This is a genomic window from Streptomyces sp. NPDC057900 (genome assembly GCF_042887885.1).
Classification (GTDB): Bacteria; Actinomycetota; Actinomycetes; order Streptomycetales; family Streptomycetaceae; genus Streptomyces.
On sequence record NZ_JBHVOI010000006.1, the window covers coordinates 304,471 to 326,170 of the forward strand.

General features: G+C 69.1%; 17 protein-coding genes. 8 read left to right on the top strand and 9 right to left on the bottom strand.

The window, feature by feature from the left end; genetic code table 11:
* Positions 1-26 precede the first annotated feature (26 nt).
* From ACFVQ0_RS24110 to ACFVQ0_RS24140, 7 genes are all read left to right on the top strand, one after another.
* Entirely contained in the window at positions 27-1,145 is a 1,119-nt protein-coding gene (locus ACFVQ0_RS24110; protein WP_390091215.1) for a substrate-binding domain-containing protein, read from the top strand.
* Positions 1,146-1,258: 113 nt separating this feature from the next.
* Positions 1,259-2,563 (top strand): ABC transporter substrate-binding protein, encoded by a 1,305-nt coding sequence (locus ACFVQ0_RS24115; protein WP_390091217.1) that lies wholly within the window; start codon positions 1,259-1,261, stop codon positions 2,561-2,563.
* A gap of 113 nt (positions 2,564-2,676) precedes the next feature.
* Entirely contained in the window at positions 2,677-3,573 is an 897-nt protein-coding gene (locus ACFVQ0_RS24120; RefSeq protein ID WP_390091219.1) for a carbohydrate ABC transporter permease, read from the top strand.
* Positions 3,570-4,559: a carbohydrate ABC transporter permease gene (locus ACFVQ0_RS24125; RefSeq protein WP_390091221.1), complete on the top strand. Its 990-nt coding sequence runs from the start codon at positions 3,570-3,572 to the stop codon at positions 4,557-4,559. Before ACFVQ0_RS24120 ends, ACFVQ0_RS24125 begins: the two co-directional genes overlap by 4 nt.
* Before the next feature lie 22 nt (positions 4,560-4,581).
* Complete coding sequence (locus ACFVQ0_RS24130) at positions 4,582-5,592, top strand: hydroxyacid dehydrogenase (protein WP_390091223.1); 1,011 nt, start codon at positions 4,582-4,584, stop codon at positions 5,590-5,592.
* 84 nt (positions 5,593-5,676) lie between these two features.
* On the top strand, positions 5,677-6,348 hold the full coding sequence (locus ACFVQ0_RS24135; protein WP_390091225.1) for a ThuA domain-containing protein: 672 nt from the start codon (positions 5,677-5,679) through the stop codon (positions 6,346-6,348).
* Positions 6,349-6,420: 72 nt separating this feature from the next.
* A complete protein-coding gene (locus tag ACFVQ0_RS24140; RefSeq protein ID WP_390091227.1) occupies positions 6,421-8,409 on the top strand; it encodes a hypothetical protein in 1,989 nt (662 codons plus the stop codon).
* A gap of 84 nt (positions 8,410-8,493) precedes the next feature.
* Here ACFVQ0_RS24140 and ACFVQ0_RS24145 read toward each other — a convergent pair whose 3' ends face one another.
* From ACFVQ0_RS24145 to ACFVQ0_RS24175, 7 genes are all read right to left on the bottom strand, one after another.
* Positions 8,494-9,531 (bottom strand): ABC transporter permease, encoded by a 1,038-nt coding sequence (locus ACFVQ0_RS24145; RefSeq protein ID WP_390091229.1) that lies wholly within the window; start codon positions 9,529-9,531, stop codon positions 8,494-8,496.
* Complete coding sequence (locus ACFVQ0_RS24150; protein ID WP_390091231.1) at positions 9,528-11,114, bottom strand: sugar ABC transporter ATP-binding protein; 1,587 nt, start codon at positions 11,112-11,114, stop codon at positions 9,528-9,530. Before ACFVQ0_RS24150 ends, ACFVQ0_RS24145 begins: the two co-directional genes overlap by 4 nt.
* Positions 11,115-11,211: 97 nt before the next feature.
* Entirely contained in the window at positions 11,212-12,252 is a 1,041-nt protein-coding gene (locus tag ACFVQ0_RS24155; RefSeq protein WP_390091233.1) for a substrate-binding domain-containing protein, read from the bottom strand.
* 332 nt (positions 12,253-12,584) lie between these two features.
* Positions 12,585-13,916 (bottom strand): ABC transporter substrate-binding protein, encoded by a 1,332-nt coding sequence (locus tag ACFVQ0_RS24160; RefSeq protein WP_390091235.1) that lies wholly within the window; start codon positions 13,914-13,916, stop codon positions 12,585-12,587.
* 62 nt (positions 13,917-13,978) lie between these two features.
* Positions 13,979-14,857 carry a carbohydrate ABC transporter permease gene (locus tag ACFVQ0_RS24165; protein ID WP_390091237.1) on the bottom strand — a complete coding sequence of 293 codons (879 nt, stop codon included), beginning with the start codon at positions 14,855-14,857 and terminating at the stop codon, positions 13,979-13,981.
* A gap of 3 nt (positions 14,858-14,860) precedes the next feature.
* Positions 14,861-15,787, bottom strand: a complete 927-nt coding sequence (locus tag ACFVQ0_RS24170) for a carbohydrate ABC transporter permease (protein WP_390091239.1) — start codon at positions 15,785-15,787, stop codon at positions 14,861-14,863.
* Positions 15,788-16,099: 312 nt separating this feature from the next.
* Positions 16,100-17,083: a LacI family DNA-binding transcriptional regulator gene (locus tag ACFVQ0_RS24175; protein ID WP_390091241.1), complete on the bottom strand. Its 984-nt coding sequence runs from the start codon at positions 17,081-17,083 to the stop codon at positions 16,100-16,102.
* 388 nt (positions 17,084-17,471) lie between these two features.
* Between ACFVQ0_RS24175 and ACFVQ0_RS24180 the strand changes: the two genes are divergently transcribed.
* Positions 17,472-18,917 (top strand): RICIN domain-containing protein, encoded by a 1,446-nt coding sequence (locus ACFVQ0_RS24180; RefSeq protein WP_390091243.1) that lies wholly within the window; start codon positions 17,472-17,474, stop codon positions 18,915-18,917.
* Between the two features lie 57 nt (positions 18,918-18,974).
* Here the strand turns inward: ACFVQ0_RS24180 and ACFVQ0_RS24185 are convergent, their stop codons facing one another.
* Together ACFVQ0_RS24185 and ACFVQ0_RS24190 are read right to left on the bottom strand one after the other, a co-directional pair.
* Positions 18,975-20,723: a glycoside hydrolase family 35 protein gene (locus tag ACFVQ0_RS24185; protein WP_390091245.1), complete on the bottom strand. Its 1,749-nt coding sequence runs from the start codon at positions 20,721-20,723 to the stop codon at positions 18,975-18,977.
* Between the two features lie 202 nt (positions 20,724-20,925).
* Entirely contained in the window at positions 20,926-21,660 is a 735-nt protein-coding gene (locus ACFVQ0_RS24190) for a GntR family transcriptional regulator (RefSeq protein WP_390091247.1), read from the bottom strand.
* Positions 21,661-21,700: the final 40 nt, after the last annotated feature.

Genomic DNA, 21,700 nt, shown 5'->3' on the forward strand with positions numbered 1-21,700 from the left:
CACTCGTTACCGAGAGGGGACTGAAGGTGTTGGCTAACGAGCGGCGGGAAGCGATCCTGCGCGCGGTGGAGCGCCAGGGTTCGATCACCGTGACGGTGCTGGCCGAGGAGATGGGGGTCTCCGCCGTCACGTTGCGCCAGGACGTGCGGGAGCTCGCCGGTCAGGGGCTGCTGAACCGCGTGCACGGCGGGGCCACGGCCCTGGCGCCGAACGTTCCCGTCGCCGCGACCGCCGAAGCCCCGGGCGCTGCCCCGGCCACCGGCCCGGCCCCCGCCCCGGCTCTCGCGGGGGAGAAGTACGCCGTCGGGCTGGTAGTGCCGCCGGGCGGCTACTACTACGCGGAGGTGATCCGGGGCGTCCAGAACGCGGCCCGCGCGCGCGGCGTCCGCGTCGTACTGGCCGTCTCCGGGGAGTCGCTGGCGGAGAATCAGGAACAGGTCCGACAGCTCGTGGCGGGCGGGATCAACAGCCTGCTGCTCATGCTGCACCCGGGGCTCCGCCCACTGGAGGCGGCCGAGCAGTGGCTGAGCACCCTCGATGTGCCGGCCGTGCTGGTGGAGCGCCGGGCCGGGATTCAGGCCGGGCGGCTGGAGCAGGTGGCGTCCGACCACGCCTACGGCGCGGCCCTCGCGGTGCGCCATCTCGCCGGGCTCGGGCACGACAAGGTGGCCCTCGTCGCCAGGATCGAGAGCCCCAACACGGCACTTCTCAGTAAGGGGCACGGCGACGCCGTGAAGGCCATGGGGCTGACGCCGGGGCCGGAGTTCCTCATCAGCACCACCGGGGACGCGGTTGTGGCCGACGCCCGCTTCGAGGAAGTGGTCGCAGCCGTGGAGTCCGGCGAGGTCCGGGCCGCGCTGGTGCACAACGACATCGATGCCATCGCTCTCGTCGGCATCCTGCGCGCACGAGGTCTGCGCGTGCCGGAAGACCTGGCGCTGGTCACCTATGACGACGAGGTCGCGGAGCTGAGCGACGTACCCCTGACCGCGGTCGCGCCCCCCAAGCAGGCCGTGGGGTCATGGGCGCTGGACCTGGCACTACGCCGACTGTCCGACCCGTCCACCCCACTGGCGGAGATCCTGCTCCGCCCGGAACTGCGGGTCCGGGCGTCCTGCGGGGCCAGCCGACGGAGCGAAGTGTAGGCAAGTGATGCCAAGTGGTTTCGTTATCAAAAAACGAAATCAGATGCATTGACTCGCTGTCGTACGTAACGAATGATTGCGGTGACACCCAAGCAAACGATCGGTGGCACATCATGTTTCGTAGACGACTGACAGCGCTGGTCGGCTCCGTCGCGGCAATCGGCCTTCTCGCCACGGGGTGTGGGGACTCGGACAGCGGGACCTCCACGGCGGACAAGGGCACCGGAAAGGTCACCTTCTGGTCCTTCGTCAAGGGCTCCGACGAAGTGGCGAAGGCCTTCAACCGGACCCACCCGGACATCAAGGTGACCTTCGAGGCGGTGCCCTCCGGCCAGGAGTACTACTCCAAACTCACCAACGCCGTGAAGGCCGGCACCGCCCCGGATGCCGCGGTCGTCGAGTACCCGCAGCTGCCCGAGTTCGCCACCCAGGACAAGCTGGAGCCGCTGAGCGATTCGCTCGGGCCCCTGGTCAAGGACCATTTCCCCGAGTCCGTCAGGCAGTTGGTCGAGCTGGGCGGCCAGACGTGGGGCGTTCCCCGCGACGCGGCCCCGCTGATGCTGTACTACCGCAACGACTTCTTCAAGAGCCACAAGATCAGCGTCCCGAAGACCTGGGACGCGTACCGGAACATGACCGAGCAGGTGAAGAAGGCGGACCCGAAGGCCCGCGGCGGGGTTCTCTACACCGACAACCCGGGACTCCTGACCGCCCTCGCCTGGCAGGCCGGCTCGCAGTGGTTCGGCACGGAGAAGGACTCCTGGAAGGTGTCGCTGGACGACGCCCCCTCCCGGAAGGTCGCCGACTACTGGGGTGACCTCGCCCGGAAGGACCTGATCAGCTCGGTCAGCTCGCTCGACCCGTTCTGGACGAGCGTCCAGCAGAGCCGCACCGTCGCCTACGTCTGCGCGAGCTGGTGCGCGGGGTCCCAGCAGGCGACCGTCGCCGACCAGAAGGGCAAGTGGTCGGTGGCCCCGGTGCCCACCTGGGACGGCAAGCCCGCCTCCGCCATGTACGGCGGCTCCTCCTTCGTCATACCGAAGGGCGCCAAGAACAGCGCCGCCGCCGCGGAGTTCATCAAGTGGATCACCACGGACCCCGAGGGCATGAAGGCGTGGGTCTCCTCCGGAACCAGCAGCATGTTCCCGGCCGACCCCAAGCTCGTGCCGGTCACCAAGGCCGCCTTCCCCACCGACTACTTCGGCGGACAGGACGTGTACGCGCTGGGCGACAAGTCCTATGCGGCGGTCCGGCCCGGCTGGACGTGGGGCCCCGTCATGGGGACCACGAACACGGCAGTCGTCGACCAGCTTCCGAAGGTCGCCCAGGGCAAGGTGAAGCTCTTCGACGTCCTCACCGGCGCCCAGCAGGCGACCGTCCAGGACATGAAGCGGCGCGGGATGAAGGTCGCCCCGTAGGTACGCGAAGCAGTTCGCGAACCCCGGTGAGCCGATGCCCGCCACGCATGGCCGAGGCCGGCATCGGTTCCCGCCCCGACGCTTCCCGCTCCCCCTTTCGAGAAAGGCCCGGTATGACAACTCCGTCAGCCCGCGCCCAGCGCCGCACCGCCACGCTGCTCCTGGCACCCTTCTTCGTCCTCTTCACCGCCGTCACCCTCGCCCCGCTGGTCTACGCGGGCTGGATGAGCCTGTTCACCACCCACACCTCCGGCCTCGGCTTCGGCGGGACAAAAGAGGTCTTCGCCGGACTGGACAACTACGTACACGCGCTGTCGGACCCGGCGTTCCGCGGCGGATTCCTCACCATCGCCGCCTACGTCGCGATCTACATCCCGATAATGATCGGCGGCGCGCTCGCCCTCGCCCTGCTGCTGGACTCGGCGCTGACCAGGGCGCGGACCTTCTTCCAGCTGGCGCTGTTCCTCCCGCACGCGGTGCCCGGTCTGATCGCGGCACTCATCTGGGTCTACCTGTACACGCCCGGACTCAGCCCGGTGATCGACTTCCTCAACGCCGGCGGCCTCGACATCGACTTCCTGTCGGCCGACAACGCGGTCTTCTCGGCGGCGAACATCGCCGTCTGGGAGTGGATCGGCTACAACATGGTCATCTTCTACGCGGCCCTCCAGGCGGTGCCGACCGAGGCCCTGGACGCGGCGAAGATCGACGGCGCCGGCCAGATCCGTACCGCCCTCTCCATCAAGGTCCCGATGATCCGTCCGGCCATCGCCCTGGCCGTGCTGTTCACCGTCATCGGATCGGTCCAGCTCTTCACCGAACCGAAGGTCATCTACAGCGCGTCCAGCTCCATCGGCAGCAGCTGGACCCCCAACATGTTCGTCCAGACCGCCGCCTTCACCCACAACGACTTCGGACTGGCAGCGGCGGCCTCGCTGCTCATCGCGCTGTTCGCCGCGCTGCTGTCCTTCCTCGTCACCCGCTTTTCGCGCAGCAGGAGCAAGCCGTGACCAAGACCATGACACGCGTCGCCCCCTACGGCTCCGGTCCGGCTCCGGACAGCACGGGCGGGAACGGGACGGAGAGGAGCGGGACGGGCAAGAGCCGGACGGACAACCGCGGGCCGGGGCGGCGTGGCGCCGGGAACCGGCCATCGGTCCTCCTGTCCAGAGCCGGTGTGACCGCCATGCTCGGTCTCGCCGCCCTCTACACACTGCTGCCGATGCTCTGGCTGTTCCTCTCGTCCACCAAGAGCCGCCAGGACCTCTTCGCCACCAACGGCTTCGCCCCGGGCAAGGACTTCGCGCTCGTCGACAACCTCAAGTACCTCTTCCAGGTCGACAACGGAATCTTCCTGCGCTGGCTGCTCAACACGGTCCTGTACGCCGGTGTCGGCTCGCTGCTGGCGACCGTGTTCAGCGTGGCCGCCGGGTACACGTTCGACAAACTGAACTTCCCCGGCAAGGAGAGGCTCTTCTCCTTCGTCCTGCTGGGCGTGATGGTGCCCGGAACGGCGATGGCGATCCCGCTCTACCTGCTCGCCGCCAAAGCCGGTCTGGTGAACTCCTTCTGGGGCGTGTTCATCCCCGGCCTGGTGTTCCCGTTCGGGGTGTACCTGGCCCGTGTCTTCAGCGCCTCGTACATCCCCAACGAGGTCCTGGAAGCCGCCCGTGTGGACGGGGCGGGGGAGTTCAGGACCTTCTGCCGGATCGGTCTGCCCATGATCGCACCGGGCTTCGTGACCATCTTCCTCTTCCAGTTCACCCAGATCTGGAACAGCTTCTTCCTCCCCCTGGTGATGCTGTCCGACAAGGACCTCTTCCCGGTCAACCTCGGGCTGTACGTCTGGTACTCCTCCGCGCTCTCCCAGGGGCACCCACAGGACTACCTCCTGGCCATCGTCGGATCGCTGGTGTCCGTGGTCCCGCTGGTCATCCTCTTCCTGATGCTCCAGCGGTTCTGGAAGTCCGGCATGACAGCCGGCGCCGTCAAGTAGGCCATCGTCCCGAGGAACCCCCATGCCATCCACCCCGCCCCGCCCCCGCGCCCTGTTCGCGATGGGCCGGCCGCACCGGGACGCACTCTTCCCGCGTGCCGCGACCGACCGCCTGACCCGCCTCGTCGACATCGAACCGGACTTCGTCGCGGAGGACTTCGACCAAGTACCCCACCTGGCCGCCGTCGAGATCCTGATCACGTCCTGGGGCTGCCGCCCGCTCGACGACACCGTACTGACCCGCATGCCGGCGCTGAAGGCGGTCGTGCACGCGGCGGGAAGCGTCAAACACCATGTGACGGACGCCTGCTGGGACCGAGGCATCCAGGTCTCCACGGCGGCCGCCGCCAACGCCGTACCCGTCGCCGAATACACCCTCGCCGCGATCCTCTTCGCCAACAAGCGCGTCCTGGAGATCGGCGGGCTCTACCGCGAACACCGCGACGCCCTGGACTGGGCGGCCCACTTCCCGGGATTCGGCAACTACCGCCGGACGATCGGACTCGTCGGCGCGTCCCTGGTGGGACGCCGGGTGCTGGAGCTGCTCCGGCCCCACGACTTCGACATCCTGCTGGCCGACCCGCACCTCGACCCCGAGTCCGCCCGGTCGATGGGCGCCCGGCTCGTCGAGCTCGACGAACTGCTGGCCGTCTCCGACGTCGTCTCGCTGCACGCACCCGCGCTGCCCGAGACGTACCATCTGCTCGACGCCCGCAGACTCTCGCTCCTGCGGGACGGCGCCACGCTCGTCAACACGGGGCGCGGCTCACTCATCGACACCGAGGCCCTCACCGCGGAGGCGCTGTCGGGGCGCGTCCACGCCGTTCTCGACGTCACGGAACCCGAAGTGCTGCCGGCGGCCTCACCGCTGTACGCCCTGCCGAACGTGCTGCTGACCCCGCACATCGCCGGATCGCTCGGCGGTGAGCTCGCCCGGATCACCCGCAGCGCCCTGGACGAGGTCGAACGGTACTGCGCCGGGCGGGAGTTCGCGTATCCCGTGAACCGCGCGGCCCTGACCACCTCGGCCTGAGCGCCCCGGGCGGCCGCCGCGCCGCCCCGCCCCGCCCTGTGAGACTGACGATCATCCCGCACGTCCAGAACCAGGAGCGCCAGCATGTCCCAGCCCGACCGTCTGTCGGACGTTCTCGTCTTCACCCGCACCACGGCCTACCGCCACGACTCGATCCCCGCCGGACAGGCGGCCCTGCGGGAGCTGGGGGAGGAGCACGGCTTCACCGTGGAGACCACCGAGGACCCCTCGGTCTTCACCGACGCCTCCCTCGCCGGGCGCAGCGCGGTGGTCTTCCTGTCCACCAGCGGCGAGGTGCTCACCCCGGACGGGCAGCTGGCGCTGCGGCGCTGGACCTCCGACGGCGGCGGCTTCATGGGCGTCCACTCCGCCGCGTGCACCGAGTACGACTGGCCGTACTACGGGGAGTTGCTCGGCGCACGCTTCGCCGGCCACCCGGACTTCCAGCCCGGCACCGTGCTGGTCGAGGACCTGGACCATCCGTCGACGCGTCATCTGCCGCGGCGGTGGGACTGGAACGACGAGTGGTACGACTTCCGGAGCAACCCGCGGCGCCCCGGCGTACAGGTCCTCGCGACCATCGACGAATCCGGCTACGAGGGTGGCGGCATGGGCGCCGACCACCCCCTGGTGTGGTGCAGGGAGTCCGGCGCCGGGCGCGCGTTCTACACGTCGCTGGGCCACGCGGCCGACGCCTACACAGACCCGGCCTTCCGAGGCCACCTCCTGGGCGGCCTGCGCTGGACCGCCGCCTGATCCATCCGGCCACGGGGAAGGCCATGAACTCCCCGTGCGCATCCTCAGAAACCCTACGAAGGAGCACTGAACATGCAGGACGGACAGATCACACGACGGAAGCTGATGCAGTGGGGAGCCGTCGGTGCGGGTGCGCTGGCCGTCACCGGCCTGCCCGCGACCGACGCCGTGGCGGCGCGGAACGCGGGGGTGCGGGTCACGGACCTCGGCCCGGGGGTGAACAACTTCTCGCTCGCCGCCGCCATTCCGGTGGGCGACAAGGCGTACATAGCTTCGCGCAACATCGACCCGACGCGGATCATCGGCTTCGACTTCGGCACCGGGAAGGTCACCAGCGTCACCGAGGGTCCCGGGATCAGCACCCAGCTGCTCGCCGTCGACCCGGACGGGCGGTATCTGTACTCGGCGATCCGGGAGTACGACTCCGCGCCCGGCCCCGGTTTCATCCGGCTCGACCTGTCCGCGGCCGGCGCGCCCAAGGAGGATCTCCACTCGATCCCCGGCCTCGACCCGTACGCCATCAGCGCGTCCCCCGACAACAAGATCTTCTTCGGTGGACGGGAGCCCCGGCCCAAGCTGCGTCAGTACGACCCGGCCACCGGTGAGCTCACCGAGATCGCGATCCCCGATCCGGACGTCCCGATGATCCGCTGCCTGCTGGCCACCGAGGACAGGATCTACATCGGAACGGGCGCGTCGCTCGGCGCCACTCCGACCAGCACCAAGGCCGGACTCTTCGTCATGGACCGCGCCACGAAGAAGATCACCTCGATCCTCCCGAAGGAATTCGCGGGGCAGGTGGAGGTCCGTGACATCGGCCTCTACGACGGCACGCTGTACGTGTGCTCGACCACCGCCGACGGTGCGGCGGTCGCGATCATGGACGCCGATGACCCGGACACGTACACGCTCGTTCAGAGCAAGCAGTCCTTCCTCCGGCTGCCGCGCAAGCTCGGCGACAAGATGTACTTCAATGGTGCCGCGCTGATCGAACTGACGCTGAGCACCGGGAAGTTCCGTGAGATCAAGCTCAAGGAGGGCAATTTCGGCGAGCTCTGGGGCCTGTGGATCCGCGGCGACAAGGTGATCGTCGTCTCTGCTTTCGGCCTGATCTTCGAGGTCGACCCGAGCACCGGCTCCGACACCTCGTGGGACCTGATCGAGGCAGGCGCTCCGATCGGCCCGCAGCTGGCGATGTCGGTGGCCGCCGACACGCACAACGTGTACGTCGGCGGGACGAACACGGTGGCACGGCACGACCTGCGAACCGGTAAGCAGAGCAGGGTGCTGGCGACGAGCGAGGCCAAGGACATCCTGCTGCACAAGGGCACCGCCTACCTCGCCCAGTACAACGCGATCGGTCTCCTGGCGTACAACCCGCGCACGGACGACGAGTGGCCCCGCAAGCTGGCCGATCTGCCGCCGAAGCAGAACCGCCCGCACCAGATCGTCTGGGACGACCGGCACCGACTGGCCCTGATGGGCATCCAGTCCGACTACGATCTGGCCGGATCGCTGATGACCTTCGATCCGAGGAGCGGCGCCACCACGGTCGCCGTCAACCCGATCGACGACGACCAGATGATCCGTGCGGTCGTCGCCCACGAGGGCGTGGCCTATCTCGGCGGTCAGAACGGCGCCTCCACCGCAGGCACACTGGTCGCGTGGGACCCGGTCCGGAAGCGGGAGCTGTGGCGGATGACGCCGCAGACCAAGCCCACCGGTATCACCGGGCTCACCGTGCTCGGCCATCACCTGTACGTCATGTGCTACAAGGGCGACTTCTTCGTGATCGACCTGCGCACCCGAAAGGTGATCCACACGGCCAACCACGGCCCGGTCGTGCCGAACTACGGGACCCTGCTGGCCGACCGGGGGTACGTGTACGGCGCGTCCAGCTCGGACTTCGTCCGCTACGACCGCAGGACGTTCGCGCGTACGGACCTGGTCGCGCTCGACGCGGACTGGTACGGCATCCCGCGAGCCGCGGTGGACGAGCGTGGCAGGTTCTACGCCATCCGCGGGCGCAACCTGATCCGGATCGAGGTCGGCCGCCACTGAGCGACCGGTGACGACGTACGTCCGGCGTTCCGCCCGCTGAACGGTCCGTCGCCGCGCCGGCCGGCGCGGCGACGGAGGAAGCGGTCAGTGCGGCAGCCCGACCGCCCGCTCACCGCTGCGGCGCTGCTGGATGACGACGGCGATGACGAGCAGCGCGCCCTGGGCGACGTTCTGCCAGAAGGTGTTGATGCCCTGGACGGTCAGGCCGTTCTCCAGGCAGCCGAGCAGCGCCACGGCCAGCAGGGTGCCGCCGATACCGCCCTTGCCGCCCTTGAGCGCCGCGCCGCCCAGGGCCGCCGCGGTGATCGCCTTGAGTTCGAGGCCCTCACTGCCGGAGACGGGCTGACCGGAGCCGGTGCGGGCGGTCAGCAGGATGCCCGCGATGGCGGCGACGACGCCGATGAGGGCGTAGACGCAGATCAGGTACTTGTTGATGTTGATACCGGCGAGCCGGGCGGCGGTGTCGTTGCCGCCGATCGCGTACAGGTTGCGCCCGATGTCGGTGTACTTCAGCAGCAGGTGGACGACGACGGCCACCACGATCAGGATCCAGACCATGACCGGCAGACCGGCGATCTTGCCGCGCCCGAGGAAGATGAAGAAGTCGTTGTTGAGGACGTATCCCTGGGCCCGTCCGTCCGACAGGAGCTGGGCGAGCCCCTTGTAGGCGGCGAGCCCCGCCAGGGTCGCGATCGTGGGGTTGACCCGGCCGTAGACGATCACCAGGCCGTTCAGCGCGCCGATCAGGACACCGACGCCGACGGCCGCGGCCATGCCGAGGAAGGCGTTCGAGCCGGCTGAGGTGAACACCATGGCGCTGACGACCGAGGCCACGCCCACCTGCGAGCCGACGGAGATGTCCAGACCGCCGCAGATGATGACCACGGTCTGCACGATCGCCAGCAGCCCGGTGATGGTCGCCGCTTCGGCGATGACCTGCATGTTCGACAGGCTCAGATAGTTGTCGTTCAGGACACCGAACAGGATGAGGACGACGGCGAGCGCACCGATCAGGCTGACGTTCTGGCCGCCCAGGCCGGAAAGGAGCTTCGATCGGCGCGGGGCGGGGCTGTCGCCGGGGGTTCCCTTCACGGACGGAGAGGGGGAACTGGTGAGGGTCATGAGGAGGCTCCGGGGGCGGTGCCGACTATGTCGTCGGCCATGGCGAGCTGGAGGATGGATTCTTCGGTGGCTTCACCGCGGTCGAGTTCGCCCGTGATGCGGCCGTTCTGCATCACGACCACACGGTCCGCGAGGCCCAGGAGTTCGGGGAGCTCGGAGGAGATGACCAGCAACGCGACCCCCTCGGCCGCCAGGTCGGCGATGATCTGGTAGATCTCCGCCTTGGCGCCGACGTCGATGCCGCGGGTCGGCTCGTCCAGGACCAGCACCTTCGGCTTGCGGGCCAGCCAGCGGGCCAGGACCACCTTCTGCTGGTTGCCGCCCGACAGTTTGCGCACCTCGTGGTCGACCGACGGGGCCCGGACCCGGAGCCGGTCGGTGTACTCCTGCGCGAGGCGGCGTTCCGCCGTACGCCGGACGAAGCGGAAGCGCCGCAACCGGTCCAGCACCACGAGCGAGGTGTTTTCCTTGATGGACTGCTGCAGGAACAACGCCTGGGCCTTGCGTTCCTCGGGCGCCAGCCCGAGACCCGCGGCGATGACCTCGCCCGGCCGGCCGCTGCGCAGCGGCGCGCCGTCGAGCGTGACCGTGCCCTCACGGATGGGCAGGTCGCCCGCGAGCGCGAGGGCGAGTTCCGAGCGGCCGGCCCCGATCAGGCCAGCGAGGCCTACCACCTCGCCCGCGTGGACCTGCAGCGAGATGTCGGTGACGTCGTCGGTGGTGAGGTGCTGGACGTCGAGGACCAGGCGGTCGGTCGCGACATGCGGGCGTACGAACGCGGCGGACAGGTCACGGCCGACCATCTGGCGTACGAGCTCGCCCTCGTTGGTGGCGGCGGCGTCCTGGACGCCGACCAGGCTGCCGTCGCGAAGGACGGCGATGCGGTCGGCGAGCTGGAAGATCTCCTGCATGCGGTGCGAGACGTAGACGATGGCGATGCCCTCGTCGCGCAGCCGCCGGATGAGGGTGAACAGGGCGTCCACCTCGTGCTCGGAGAGCGAAGAGGTGGGTTCGTCGAAGGCGATCAGCCGCGCGGTCGTGGCACCCGTCAGCGCACGCATGATCTCGACCAACTGGCGCTGCGCGGGCGTGAGCTGGGAGCCGAGCAGCGCGGGGTCCAGGACGTGGGCGAAGCCCAGCCGGTCCAGGTCGGCCCTGATGCGCCGGTTGAGCTCGGCCCGGTCCAGCACCCGTCCGCGCTTGCGGGGGAGGGCGCCGGCGTACACGTTCTCCGCCACGGAGATGTGGGGGATGATCTCGGGTTCCTGCGGGATGATCCGGATACCGGCGGCCCGTGCGCGGGCGGGGGAGTCGAGCGTGATGTCCTCCCCGTCCATGACCACGCCCCCCTCGGTGGGCTGGTGGTCGCCGGTGAGGATCTTCAGGAGTGTGGACTTTCCGGCGCCGTTCTCACCCATCAGCGCGGTGATCTGTCCGGACGGGAAGTCGAGTGTGACGCCGCCGAGCGCCTGCACGGTGCCGAAGCGCTTGGTGAGGCCAGAGACGGCGACGGGAGTGGGGTGGGGCGCCGCCGGGCCGCCGGGGGGTTCCGGTGCGGCGGCCGGGTGTTGCTCTGGGGTCATGGGTCGGTTCACCTCGATGGCGTGATGCAGGCAAGGGCGGAAGCGCGGTGGGTTCACCGGCGGGCGGCGGCGTGTCGTGGCCGCCCGCCGGGAGCACTCAGCTGCAGGTGACTCCGGCGCCCTTCCACGAGGTGGAGTCGACCATGGTGGTGGGGGCGAAGGCCTCGGCGGGGAACTTCTTGTCCTTCTTGAGCTTGTCGTACATGGTCTGGACGGCCAGGGCGCCGACGTCCTTGCCGTTGATGAAGAGGGCGGCCTTCATGCCGGTCGGCTTGTCGGACTGCCATTCCTTGCACGCGAGGTAGGCGCCGAGACCGACTCCGATAACGTTGTCCGGCTTGACGTCGGCGTTGGCGAGCGCGGTCACGCCGCCCATGACGTTCTCGTCGTTGCAGCCCCAGACGACCCAGTTCTTCACCTTGGAGTTCGCGGTGATCGTCGCGGCGATCTTGTCCTGCGCGCCCGTGGGGGTGTTGTCGGTGGGGACGTTGATGGTCTTCACACCGGGAACGGCGGCCTGGAACGCCTTCTTGGCCCCTGCCACCCGGTCGCCGCAGACGGTGACGTCCTGCTTCCAGGCCGAGATGATGCGGGTGTCCGCGGCCTTCCAGCCGGCCTTCTTGTACTCGGCGGCGGCGCGCTTGCCGACCTCCCCGCCCATCTGGTCGCCGCTGAACCCGATCCGCGGGACGAGATCGTCCTTGCCGCACTTGGCCGGGTCGGGTCCCGTGGCGCAGATCTGGTCGTCGGACGTCAGCAGCGCGACCTTGGCCTCCTTCGTGGTCTGCACGACCTGCGGGCCGACGGCGGGGTCCGGAACGACGATGATGACGCCGCTCGTCTTCTGCGCGATCGCCGACTGCACCTCGCTGACCGTCTTGTTGGCGTCGTTGCCCAGGTTCACCACCTTGAGGCCGATGCCGAGCTCCTTCGCCTTGGCCTTCGCGCCCGCGGCCTCGCCGATGAAGTACTCCTGGTCGCCCTGCTTCTGCAGATACGTGAGCGAGATCGCGCCCTTGACCTTGCCGCCCTGGTCGTCGTCGGTGGCCTCCTTGCCCGAGGAACACGCTGAGGTGAGGCCGAGGGCCAGGAGGAGACCGGTGGCGGCGGCCGCACGGCTGGAGGTGGAACGGAACATCAGGGGCTCCTTTGTACTGACAGCGGCCGCCGCTGCACAGTCGCGCGGAGGCCGGTTCGAGAGAGATTGAGGCTGCGGGCTGAGGGTGCCTCGGTAGGGAACCGGAATCGTCGAAATCAAACACATTCAAACGTTTAACTGCATAACATAACGCGGTTTCCTCCGCGTCAAGAGGCGTGACGGGTTGAAATACGCCTGTGATGTTCACGCGCCGAATCTGTGAACAGGAAGGAAAAAACTCCCAGTTCGTCTGAGCGTGCCATCGATGCCGGTGGCACGCCCAGACGTTCCGAGAGCGCAAAGGAAACAAACAGCGGGAATCGGTGGCCGGACTAGTCGACGGTGAAGCCCTGGTCCTTGCCGTACTTGACGCTCGCGTCCTGCCAGGCCTTCAGTCCGTCGGAGAGCGTGGTGGAGGAAACGTACGCCTTGCCCGCGGTGTCATTGAAGATGGAGTTCGCGTAGACCTGATAAGGCAGGTAGGACCAGTCCGCGCCGACGTTACGGGCCGACTCGGCGAACACCTGGTTGGCCTTCTGCCCGCCGAAGTACGGGAACGGGGCGTCGAGGAACGCCTTCGACTCCAGGTCGGCGCGGGTGGCCGGGAAGGCGCCCTGGGCGACACGGGCGCTCGCACCGGCACCGGTCGTCGCGAACTCCGTAAAGGCGTAGGCCAGTTCCTTGTTCTTCGCGGCCTTCGGCACGGCCAGCGAGCTGCCGCCGTTCTCCGCGCTCGTCCGGTCGCCCTTCGTCCACTGCGGCAGCGGTGCGACCCGCCAGTCGCCGGAGGCCGCCGGGACCCCGGAGGTGAGGTTGGCCGGCATCCAGGCGCCGATGGAGAGGGTGGCCAGGGAACCGTCGGCCAGGCCCTTGTACCAGGCGTCGCTCCAGGAGGTGACCGGCGCGACCAGCTTCTCGTCGAGGAGCTTCTGCCAGGTCGCGGTGTACTTCCTGGTGCCCGCGTCGTCGAAGCCCACGCTCACGTTCGTGCCGTCGGCCTTGTAGGGGCGTCCGCCGGCCTGCCAGATGAGGCTGGTGGTCGCCCCGGCGTCCCCGGTGTCATTGGTGATGAAGATCTTGGGGTCGGCCTTGTGCAGGGTGCGGGCCGCCTCCACGTACTCGTCCCAGGTGGTCGGCACCTTGACGCCGTGCTTGTCGAAGACCTTCTTGTTGTAGAAGAAGGCCATGGGCCCGGAGTCCATCGGGAGGGCGTAGACCGACTTGTCCCGCGTGACCGCGTTCCACGGGCCGGTCGTGAAGGTCTTGCCGTACTTCCGCGCGCCGTAGGGAGCCAGGTCCTCGACGGACTTGGCGATGGCGAACTGGCCGAGGGCGTAGTACTCGACCTGGGCGACGTCCGGGGCACCGGAACCGGCGTCCATCGCGTTCTGCAGAGCCGTGTACTGCTTGTCGCCGGTGCCCGCGTTGACCAGTTCGACATCGACGTCGGGGTACTTCTTCTCGAAGTCCGCCGCCACCTTCTTGAGCGTGGGCTCCCAGGCCCACACGGTCAGCTTCCCGCCCTTTTCGAGCGCCGCTCTGACGCCCTTGGGGGAGCTGTCGCTCGCGTCGGAGTCCGAACCGCCGCAGGCCGTGGCGGTCAGCGCGAGAGCGGAGGCGACGGCGAGCGCGCCGAGGAGCCTGCGGGTGGAGTGCGTTCTCATGGGATGTGCTCCTGGTCGGTGATGCGGCGGAGGGGAGGGGAGAGGAGGACCGGGAGGCGGCGTCATTCCTTGACGCTGCCCGCGGCCAGACCGGACTGCCAGTAGCGCTGGAGCAGCAGGAAGGCCGCCACGATCGGCACGATCGTCAGCAGGGAGCCGGTGATGATGAGGTCGAAGACGGCTTCGCCGCCCGCCGTCTGGGCCTGGGCGTTCCAGGCGTTGAGGCCGAGGGTCAGCGGATACCAGTCCGGGTCCTTGATCATGATCAGCGGCAGGAAGTAGTTGTTCCACGTCGCGACCATCGAGAACAGCAGGACGGTGATGGTCCCCGGCATCAGCAGGGGCAGCGCGATCGTGAAGAAGGTGCGCAGCTCGCTCGATCCGTCGATCCGCGCGGCCTCCAGCAGCCCGGCGGGGACGGCCTCGGAGGCGAAGACCCACATGAGGTAGAGCCCGAACGGAGATATCAGGGACGGGATGATCACGGCCCAAGGGGTGTTCGTCAGGCCCATGTTGCTGAACATCAGGAAGGTGGGTACGGCGAGAGCCGTGCCGGGGACGGCGACCGCGCCGATGACGACGGCGAACACGGCGCGCCGGCCGGGGAAGTCGTACTTCGCCAGGGCGTAGCCGCCGAGTACGGCCAGGACGGTGGCGCCCCCGGCTCCGAGCGTGACGTACAGCAGGGTGTTGAGGAACCAGCGGACGAAGGCGCCGTCGTCGTAGGTGAGGGTCCGGGTGATGTTGTCCCAGAGGCTGAAGTCGTCGGCGAACCAGAGGCCGAACGAGTCGAACAGCCCTCGCTGGTTCTTCGTGGCGTTGATGACCAGCCACAGCAGTGGGGCCAGTGTGTACAGGACGACGACGCCGGTGATCAGGGTCAGCGGGACGCTGCGGCGTGGGTTGAGCGGCGTGTGCGGGGGCCGCCGGGAGGTGGTCATGGGTCAGCCCTTCCGCATGGCGCGCAGCTGGACCGCGTAGGCGATGATCGCGGTGATCACGCCCATCACGATCGCCACGGTCGCGGCGTAGTTGTGCTGCTGTCCGGCGAAGGACAGCGAGTACGTGTAGAGGTTCGGGGTGAAGTCGTTGGTGATCGCGTTGGGCGCGAGCTTCTGCAGGATGCTGGGCTCGTTGAACAGCTGGAAGCTGCCGATGACGGAGAAGATGGTGGCGATGACCAGGGCGCCGCGGATCGCGGGGAGTTTGACCGAGGAGATGATCCGCCATTCGCCGGCTCCGTCGATGGCCGCGGCCTCGTAGAGCGAGCGAGGTACGACCCTGAGGGCCGAGTAGAAGATCAGCATGTTGTAGCCGACGAACTCCCAGGTCACGATGTTGCCGATCGAGGCCAGCACCAGCGAGGGGGAGAGCGGGTCGGGCAGTGACAGGCCGAAGGTGTCGTTGATGTTGCCGACCAGCCCGAACTGCGTGCCGTAGATGAAACCCCACATGAGGCTGGCGACGACGGCGGGCACGGCGTACGGCAGGAAGACGGCGACGCGGAAGAACGACCTCCCGTACAGCCGGCCGCTGTCGATCGCCAGCGCGACCAGCAGGGCGATGCCCAGCATGATCGGCACCTGAACGGCCAGGAAGAGACCGACGCGCTCCAGGCCCTCCCAGAACTGCGGGTCGGTCAGCGCCTGTTGGTAGTTGTCCATGCCCACGAACGACCTGCCGCCGATCATCCGGTCCCGGAAGAGGCTCAGGTAGGCGGCGTATCCGATCGGCGCGAGGAAGACGAGTGCGAAGACCGCGACGAACGGTCCGGCGAATCCCCATCCGGTCAGGCCGTACCGCCCGAGAGGGCGGCGCCGCCTCGGCCGGGGTGGCCGGACTGCCTGGGCGGACGGCGACAGGAGCGTCATGGTGGTTCCTTGCGTCGTTGAGCGACCGTCGGGAACGGAGCGGGGGAGGGGGAGCCTCGGGGCCGACGGGCCGGAAGAAGACTGGGTCGATGAACCATGTTTACGTAATCATCGATAGCTGATGGTGGCACCACCCCGAGACGGGCGTCAAGCATGATGCGGTAGCGAACAGAGGGAAATCGGCCGGGAGTCGCGGGCCTGGCCATATCCTGGGGCGTGCCGGACGGCGGGCGAACGCCCGGCCCCACAGGCATGACGAAGTGCGGCCCGCCCACGCGTACGCGGGCGGGCCGTCGCGGGACCGTGAGCAGGTCAGGCGGGCGGCGGCGCCGTGCTGGCCCGGACCACGAGGGTGGGTTCGACGGCGAGCCGGTGCGGGCCGCCCGCACGGCGCTCGATCTGCTCCAGGAGCAGCGTCACGCAGTGCCGCCCCACCACGTCGAAGTCCTGGTGGACCGTGGTCAGCGGCGGCTGGAAGAACCGGGCCTCCGGGACGTCGTCGAAGCCGGCCACGCTGACCTCCTCCGGTACCTTGCGCCCGGCCTCGTGCATGGCGCGCAGGACCCCCAGCGCCATCTGGTCGTTGGCCGCGAATACGGCCGTGGCATCGGGGATCTTCGCCAGCGTCCGGCCGGCCAGATAGCCGGACTCGGCACTCCAGTCCCCGTGCAGGGCGGGGTGCAGGGGGGCTCCGGCCGCGACGACGGTCTGCTCCCAGGTCTCGGCGCGCCGCCGGGCGGCGAAGGAGTCGCGCGGGCCGCTGACGTGGTGCACCGTGCGATGGCCCAGCTCCAGCAGGTGGGCGACCACGCTCCGGGTGCCGCGGGCCTGGTCGAAGTCGACATGGGGGTAGCGGTGCCCGGTGTCGCCGTCCGCGACGACGATCGGCATGGTCGGCGGCAGGCGCAGCGACGGCGTGTCGAGCATCTGCGACTCGATCAGCACGATGCCGTCGACGGACTGGAGCATCAGGTGGCGGAAGGCCTGCTGCACGGCGGCCTCGGTCTGCGCCCGGATCCCCATGAAGTTGACGGAGAAGCCGCCCTCGCGAGCCGCGTCCGCGATGGCGGCGAGCGTCCGGGCGTTCCCGTGCGCGCCGACGTCGAAGCTGACCACACCCAGCGCCCCGAACTTGCCCGTGACCAGCGCACGAGCCGCCGCGTTCGGGCGGTATCCGAGCGCCTGCATGGCGTCGAGGACCTTGGCGCGCGTCGTGGCGTCCACGTTGTCGTGGTTGTTGGCCACGCGCGAGACGGTCTGGGAGGACACCCCCGCCTTCGCCGCGACCTCGGCCATCGAGGGCCATTTCCGGGGCGTGCGCGAGCGGGGTGCTCTCGTCGCCTTCTCCGCCACAGCCGACCGCCTTCTCTCGGGGCCCATCGCGAGGGCGCACCTGGTGTGCCCCCGCCCCGCAATGTTGACGCAAACACACCGGCGGGTCAAAAACCTGGGCCGCCTCTGCCCGACGCCTTGACAGTATCCCGCGGCCCTCACACACTTCCGGACACATCGTGTTTACGAAAACATCGCGTAGACCGGTGATCGTTCACGGTCCGGACCGGCCGGCCACAGCTCCCCACCGGCCGGTCCCTCGGACTCCCCCACGCTCCGGGCCCCACGCGGTCCGAGATCTCGCAGGCCGCGCGGAGCGCCCGGTCCGACGAACACCACGAGGTATCGCCGTATGCGACTCAGGATCTCCAGGAGGGCGGCCCTGTTCTCCGCCCTCTCCGCCCTTCTCCTCTCCCTGCTCACCTCCGTGGGCACCGCCCACGCCGCCGAGGTGACCATCGCCAACGGGACGCGGTTCACCGCATCCGACAACAGTCCCCTGCACGCCCACGGCGGTGGCGTGCTCAAGGTCGGCGCCTACTACTACTGGTTCGGCGAGAACCGCAACGCCGACAACACCTTCCGGTACGTCTCCGCCTACCGTTCGACCGACCTCAAGACCTGGGAGTTCCGCAACAACGTCCTGACGGAGGCCTCGGACCCGGAACTGGACCAGGCCAACATCGAGCGCCCCAAAGTCGTCTACAACAGCTCCACCAAGCAGTTCGTGATGTGGATGCACAAGGAGAACGCCTCCGACTACGGCGAGGCCCGAGCCGCGGTCGCGGTGTCCGCCACGGTGGACGGCGACTACACCTGGCGCGGCAGCTTCCGGCCGCTGGGCAACATGTCGAGGGACATCACGACCTTCGTCGACAAGGACGGCACCGGCTACATGATCTCGGCCGCCAACGAGAACGCCGACCTGCACGTGTACCGGCTGACCGCGGACTACACGGCGGTCGAGTCCCAGGTCCAGAAGCTCTGGGCGGGGCAGTCGCGTGAGGCTCCCGCCATGTTCGAGCGCGACGGCGTCTACTTCCTGCTCACCTCCGGCGCCACCGGCTGGTCCCCGAACCAGCAGAAGTACGCCACCGCCACCAGCATCACCGGCACCTGGAGCGACCTGAAGGACGTGGGCGACGCCACGGCCTACCGGAGCCAGACCGCGTACGTCCTGCCGGTCCAGGGCACAGCGGGCACCGGTTACCTCTACATGGGGGACCGCTGGGGCAACGCCATGGGCGGCACGGTCTCCGACTCCCAGTACGTCTGGCTGCCGCTGACGTTCCCCAGCCCCACCAGCATGACGATGGACTACTCCCCGCAAGTCACCGTCGACACCGCCGCCGGGACCGTGGCCGGTATGGACGTCACCTGGGAGACGCTGACCGGGCATCAGAGCGGCAAGTGCGCCGACGTGTCGGACTACGACGCGGCGGACGGCGCCCAGCTCATCCAGTGGGGATGCGGCGCGGGCGTCAACCAGGACTTCTGGATGAAGGACCTGGGCACCGGCTACGTCCAGATCATGGCCCGGCACAGCGGGAAGTGCCTCGGCATCGCCGCCGCGTCGACGGCGGACGGCGCCTACGCGGTGCAGAACACCTGCGACGGATCGGCCTCCCAGCAGTGGAAGGTACGGACGACGGACGTGGCCGGCTCCGTCGAACTCGTCGCCCGGCACAGCGGGAAGTGCCTGGACGTCGTGAACCAGTCCAGGTCCGACGGCACCGCTCTCGACCAGTGGACCTGCAACTCCGGCGACAACCAGAAGTGGGACCGCGCGGCGGCCTGACCGACCGGGCCCGCGGCGCCGCCGCGGGCCCGGCTCCTCCGCGTCCGCTGCCGGAGGCTACTCATCGGTGGGGCCGAGGTCGGCGCTCTCCCGGAGTTCGACGGTTCGGGCGCGGTGACCGGCGTGCAGCTCCAGTAGGACGATCTCGTTGGTTCCGGTGCGCAGGACCGGCGCCGGGACGTAGAGGGAGTTCTGCGGGCCGCGCGACCAGTACCGCCCGAGCGCGAATCCGTTGATCCACGCGCTGCCCTTCGTCCAGCCGTCGAGGTGCAGGAACGTGTCCGCGGGGGTGCCGGCCTCGAAGGTGCCCCGGTGGAACGCGGGGCCGGCCGGTACCGGTCCCGCCGTGAACGGCAGCGCGCTCCGGTCGGTCAGCGGGAGCGGCCGGCTGGTCCACCCGGTGATGTCGTCGCCGTCCAGTGTGACCTTGCCCAGCAGGCCCTTGCGGTCGTGGATGCCCGGCCCGTAGTTGACCCTTCCCTGGTTCTCCACCAGCACGTTGAGGACGGCGCCCGCGCGGGGAGCGGTGACCGTCAGGGCGTGCTCGTGGCTCTCCCGTTCCAGCACACCGGCCGGGACCCCGTCGACGAAGAACTGGGCACGGTCCCGGACCTGCTCCACCTCCAGCAGGGCGGGCCCCTCGGCCACCAGGACCGTCTCGTACAGGACGAAGCCGAAGTCCTGACCCAGCTGCTCCATGGTCAGCGGCCTCGGCGCGGCGACGGCGGTGCCGAGCGCCTCGGCGCACTCCAGCAGTCCGGCGCTCCCGGTGAGCGCGACCGTTCCCGGCGCGAGCCTGGGACCGCGCGGAGGGACGGGTTCGGCCGGGACCGGCGCGTACTTGGCGATCACGTCGCGGAAGGCGGTGAACTTCTCGGTCGGGTCGCCGGCCTCGTCGAGCGGGGCGTCGTAGTCGTACGAGGTGACGGTGGGGCGGTAGGTGTGCTTGTCGTTGGCGCCGTTGGTGAAGCCGAAGTTCGTGCCGCCGTGGAACATGTAGAAGTTCACGGAGGCGCCGGTGGCCAGCAGTTCGTCCAGCTCCCGGGCCGCGTCGGCGGCGTTCCGGATCACGTGGCGGCTGCCCCAGCGGTCGAACCAGCCGATCCAGAACTCGGTGCACATCAGAGGCCCGGCCGGCTGCTGGGCGCGCAGTTCGGCCATGCCCTGCGCGGAGCGGCTGCCGAAGTTGGCCGTGGCCAGTACCCCGGGCAGGCTGCCCCGCGCCAGGTCGTCGGGCTGGTCGCACGTGAACAGCGGTACGTCCACCCCGTGGCGGCGCAGCGAGTCCGCGAGATGCTCCAGGTAGGCGGTGTCGTCGCCGAACGCCCCGTACTCGTTCTCCACCTGGACCGCGAGCACCGGGCCTCCCCGGGTGGCCAGGTAGCGGCTCAGCGGGGTCAGCAGCCGGTCGAAGTAGTCGTCGACGGCGGCGAGGAAGCGCGGGTCGCGGGTCCGCAGCCGGATTGAGGGGTCCGCCAGCAGCCAGGACGGCAGACCGCCCCCCTCCCATTCGGCGCAGATGTACGGGCCCGGCCGCAGCAGCACATGCAGTCCTTCGGCGGCGGCGAGGTCGAGGAACCGGGCTATGTCCAGTCCGTCGTCCGTCCTGAACTCGCCGGGCCTCGGCTGGTGGAGGTTCCAGGGCACGTAGGTCTCGACGGTGTTGAGGCCCATGAGCCGGGCCTTGCGCAGCCGGTCGGCCCACTGGCCGGGGTGCACGCGGAAGTAGTGCAGCCCGCCGGACAGGAGCCGGAACGGTTCGCCGTCGAGCGTGAAGCCGCCGTCGTCGATCTGAAGAAGGGGCATGTACGAGTGCTCCTGTGCTGAGGTGAGGTGCGTGCGCCGGCGCGTGGCCGGGCGAGCCCGTCGGCGGTCATGCTTGCGTCAGTGGTGCTTACGCCAGTCATGTTTACGTGAACACTCGAAGATGGCAAGCTTCCGGGGATCGAATGGCTCAGGGATGGCGGACGGAGCCGACCGCGTACTGCCGCTGCTGCGGACGCCGCGCTCAGAGCATCGCGGTGCGGGAACTGCGGGTGTTGGTGACCGTCACGGTCGCGGTGTCCGAGCGGTAGCGGTCCTCGGACCACTCGACGGGGGCGCCCTGGGAGTCCGTCGTCAGGCGCCGCTCCCTGAGCAGCGGGAAGCCCTCGGGGACTTCGAGCAACTTCGCGTCCAGGGCGTTGGCGGGTACGGCGTCGAACGTGTGCCGGGCCGAGTGCAGATCCACTCCCTGCTCGGTGAGCAGTGCGTAGATGGAACCGGCGTCCAGGTCCGCCGAGATCAGCGGGCGGCCCAGCGACTCGACGTATGTCATGCGCTCCAGCATCGCGGGGCGTCCGTCGAGCAGACGGAGTCTGACGAGCTGGACCGCGAGATCGTCCGGGTCGATCTGTAGCGCGGCGGCGATCTCCGGTTCGGGGCGGCGCAACGCGATCTCCTGCAGTCGCTGACCGGGGGAGTAACCGGTCAGTTCCGCACGGCGGGTGAAGGACAGGAACGACTCGAACGGCTGGGTGGCGACGGTGTCCAGCACCACGGCCCGCCTGCCCTGCCCGCCGCCGATGAGCCCCTCGTCCCGCAAGGTCGCGAGGGCCTGACGGACCGGTCCCCGCGACGCCGAGAACTCCTCGCACAGCCGGGACTCGGACGGCAACGACCTGCCGACCGCGAGGCTCCCGGAACGAATTCGATGACGGAGCTCGGCTGCGATGGTCCGGTGCAGAGGAGGGGTGGCGGCCATGGACTTGACCCTACAGCTCTTCCCCGGCCGCACTTCAGGC

Coding starts and splice junctions, on each gene's coding strand:
- ACFVQ0_RS24175 (WP_390091241.1), bottom strand. CDS start 17,083: ATGGCCGAGGTCGCGGCGAAGGCGGGGGTGTCCTCCCAGACCGTCTCG.
- ACFVQ0_RS24155 (WP_390091233.1), bottom strand. CDS start 12,252: ATGTTCCGTTCCACCTCCAGCCGTGCGGCCGCCGCCACCGGTCTCCTC.
- ACFVQ0_RS24135 (WP_390091225.1), top strand. CDS start 5,677: ATGTCCCAGCCCGACCGTCTGTCGGACGTTCTCGTCTTCACCCGCACC.
- ACFVQ0_RS24120 (WP_390091219.1), top strand. CDS start 2,677: ATGACAACTCCGTCAGCCCGCGCCCAGCGCCGCACCGCCACGCTGCTC.
- ACFVQ0_RS24170 (WP_390091239.1), bottom strand. CDS start 15,787: ATGACGCTCCTGTCGCCGTCCGCCCAGGCAGTCCGGCCACCCCGGCCG.
- ACFVQ0_RS24165 (WP_390091237.1), bottom strand. CDS start 14,857: ATGACCACCTCCCGGCGGCCCCCGCACACGCCGCTCAACCCACGCCGC.
- ACFVQ0_RS24180 (WP_390091243.1), top strand. CDS start 17,472: ATGCGACTCAGGATCTCCAGGAGGGCGGCCCTGTTCTCCGCCCTCTCC.
- ACFVQ0_RS24190 (WP_390091247.1), bottom strand. CDS start 21,660: ATGGCCGCCACCCCTCCTCTGCACCGGACCATCGCAGCCGAGCTCCGT.
- ACFVQ0_RS24185 (WP_390091245.1), bottom strand. CDS start 20,723: ATGCCCCTTCTTCAGATCGACGACGGCGGCTTCACGCTCGACGGCGAA.
- ACFVQ0_RS24160 (WP_390091235.1), bottom strand. CDS start 13,916: ATGAGAACGCACTCCACCCGCAGGCTCCTCGGCGCGCTCGCCGTCGCC.
- ACFVQ0_RS24145 (WP_390091229.1), bottom strand. CDS start 9,531: ATGACCCTCACCAGTTCCCCCTCTCCGTCCGTGAAGGGAACCCCCGGC.
- ACFVQ0_RS24140 (WP_390091227.1), top strand. CDS start 6,421: ATGCAGGACGGACAGATCACACGACGGAAGCTGATGCAGTGGGGAGCC.
- ACFVQ0_RS24130 (WP_390091223.1), top strand. CDS start 4,582: ATGCCATCCACCCCGCCCCGCCCCCGCGCCCTGTTCGCGATGGGCCGG.
- ACFVQ0_RS24150 (WP_390091231.1), bottom strand. CDS start 11,114: ATGACCCCAGAGCAACACCCGGCCGCCGCACCGGAACCCCCCGGCGGC.
- ACFVQ0_RS24115 (WP_390091217.1), top strand. CDS start 1,259: ATGTTTCGTAGACGACTGACAGCGCTGGTCGGCTCCGTCGCGGCAATC.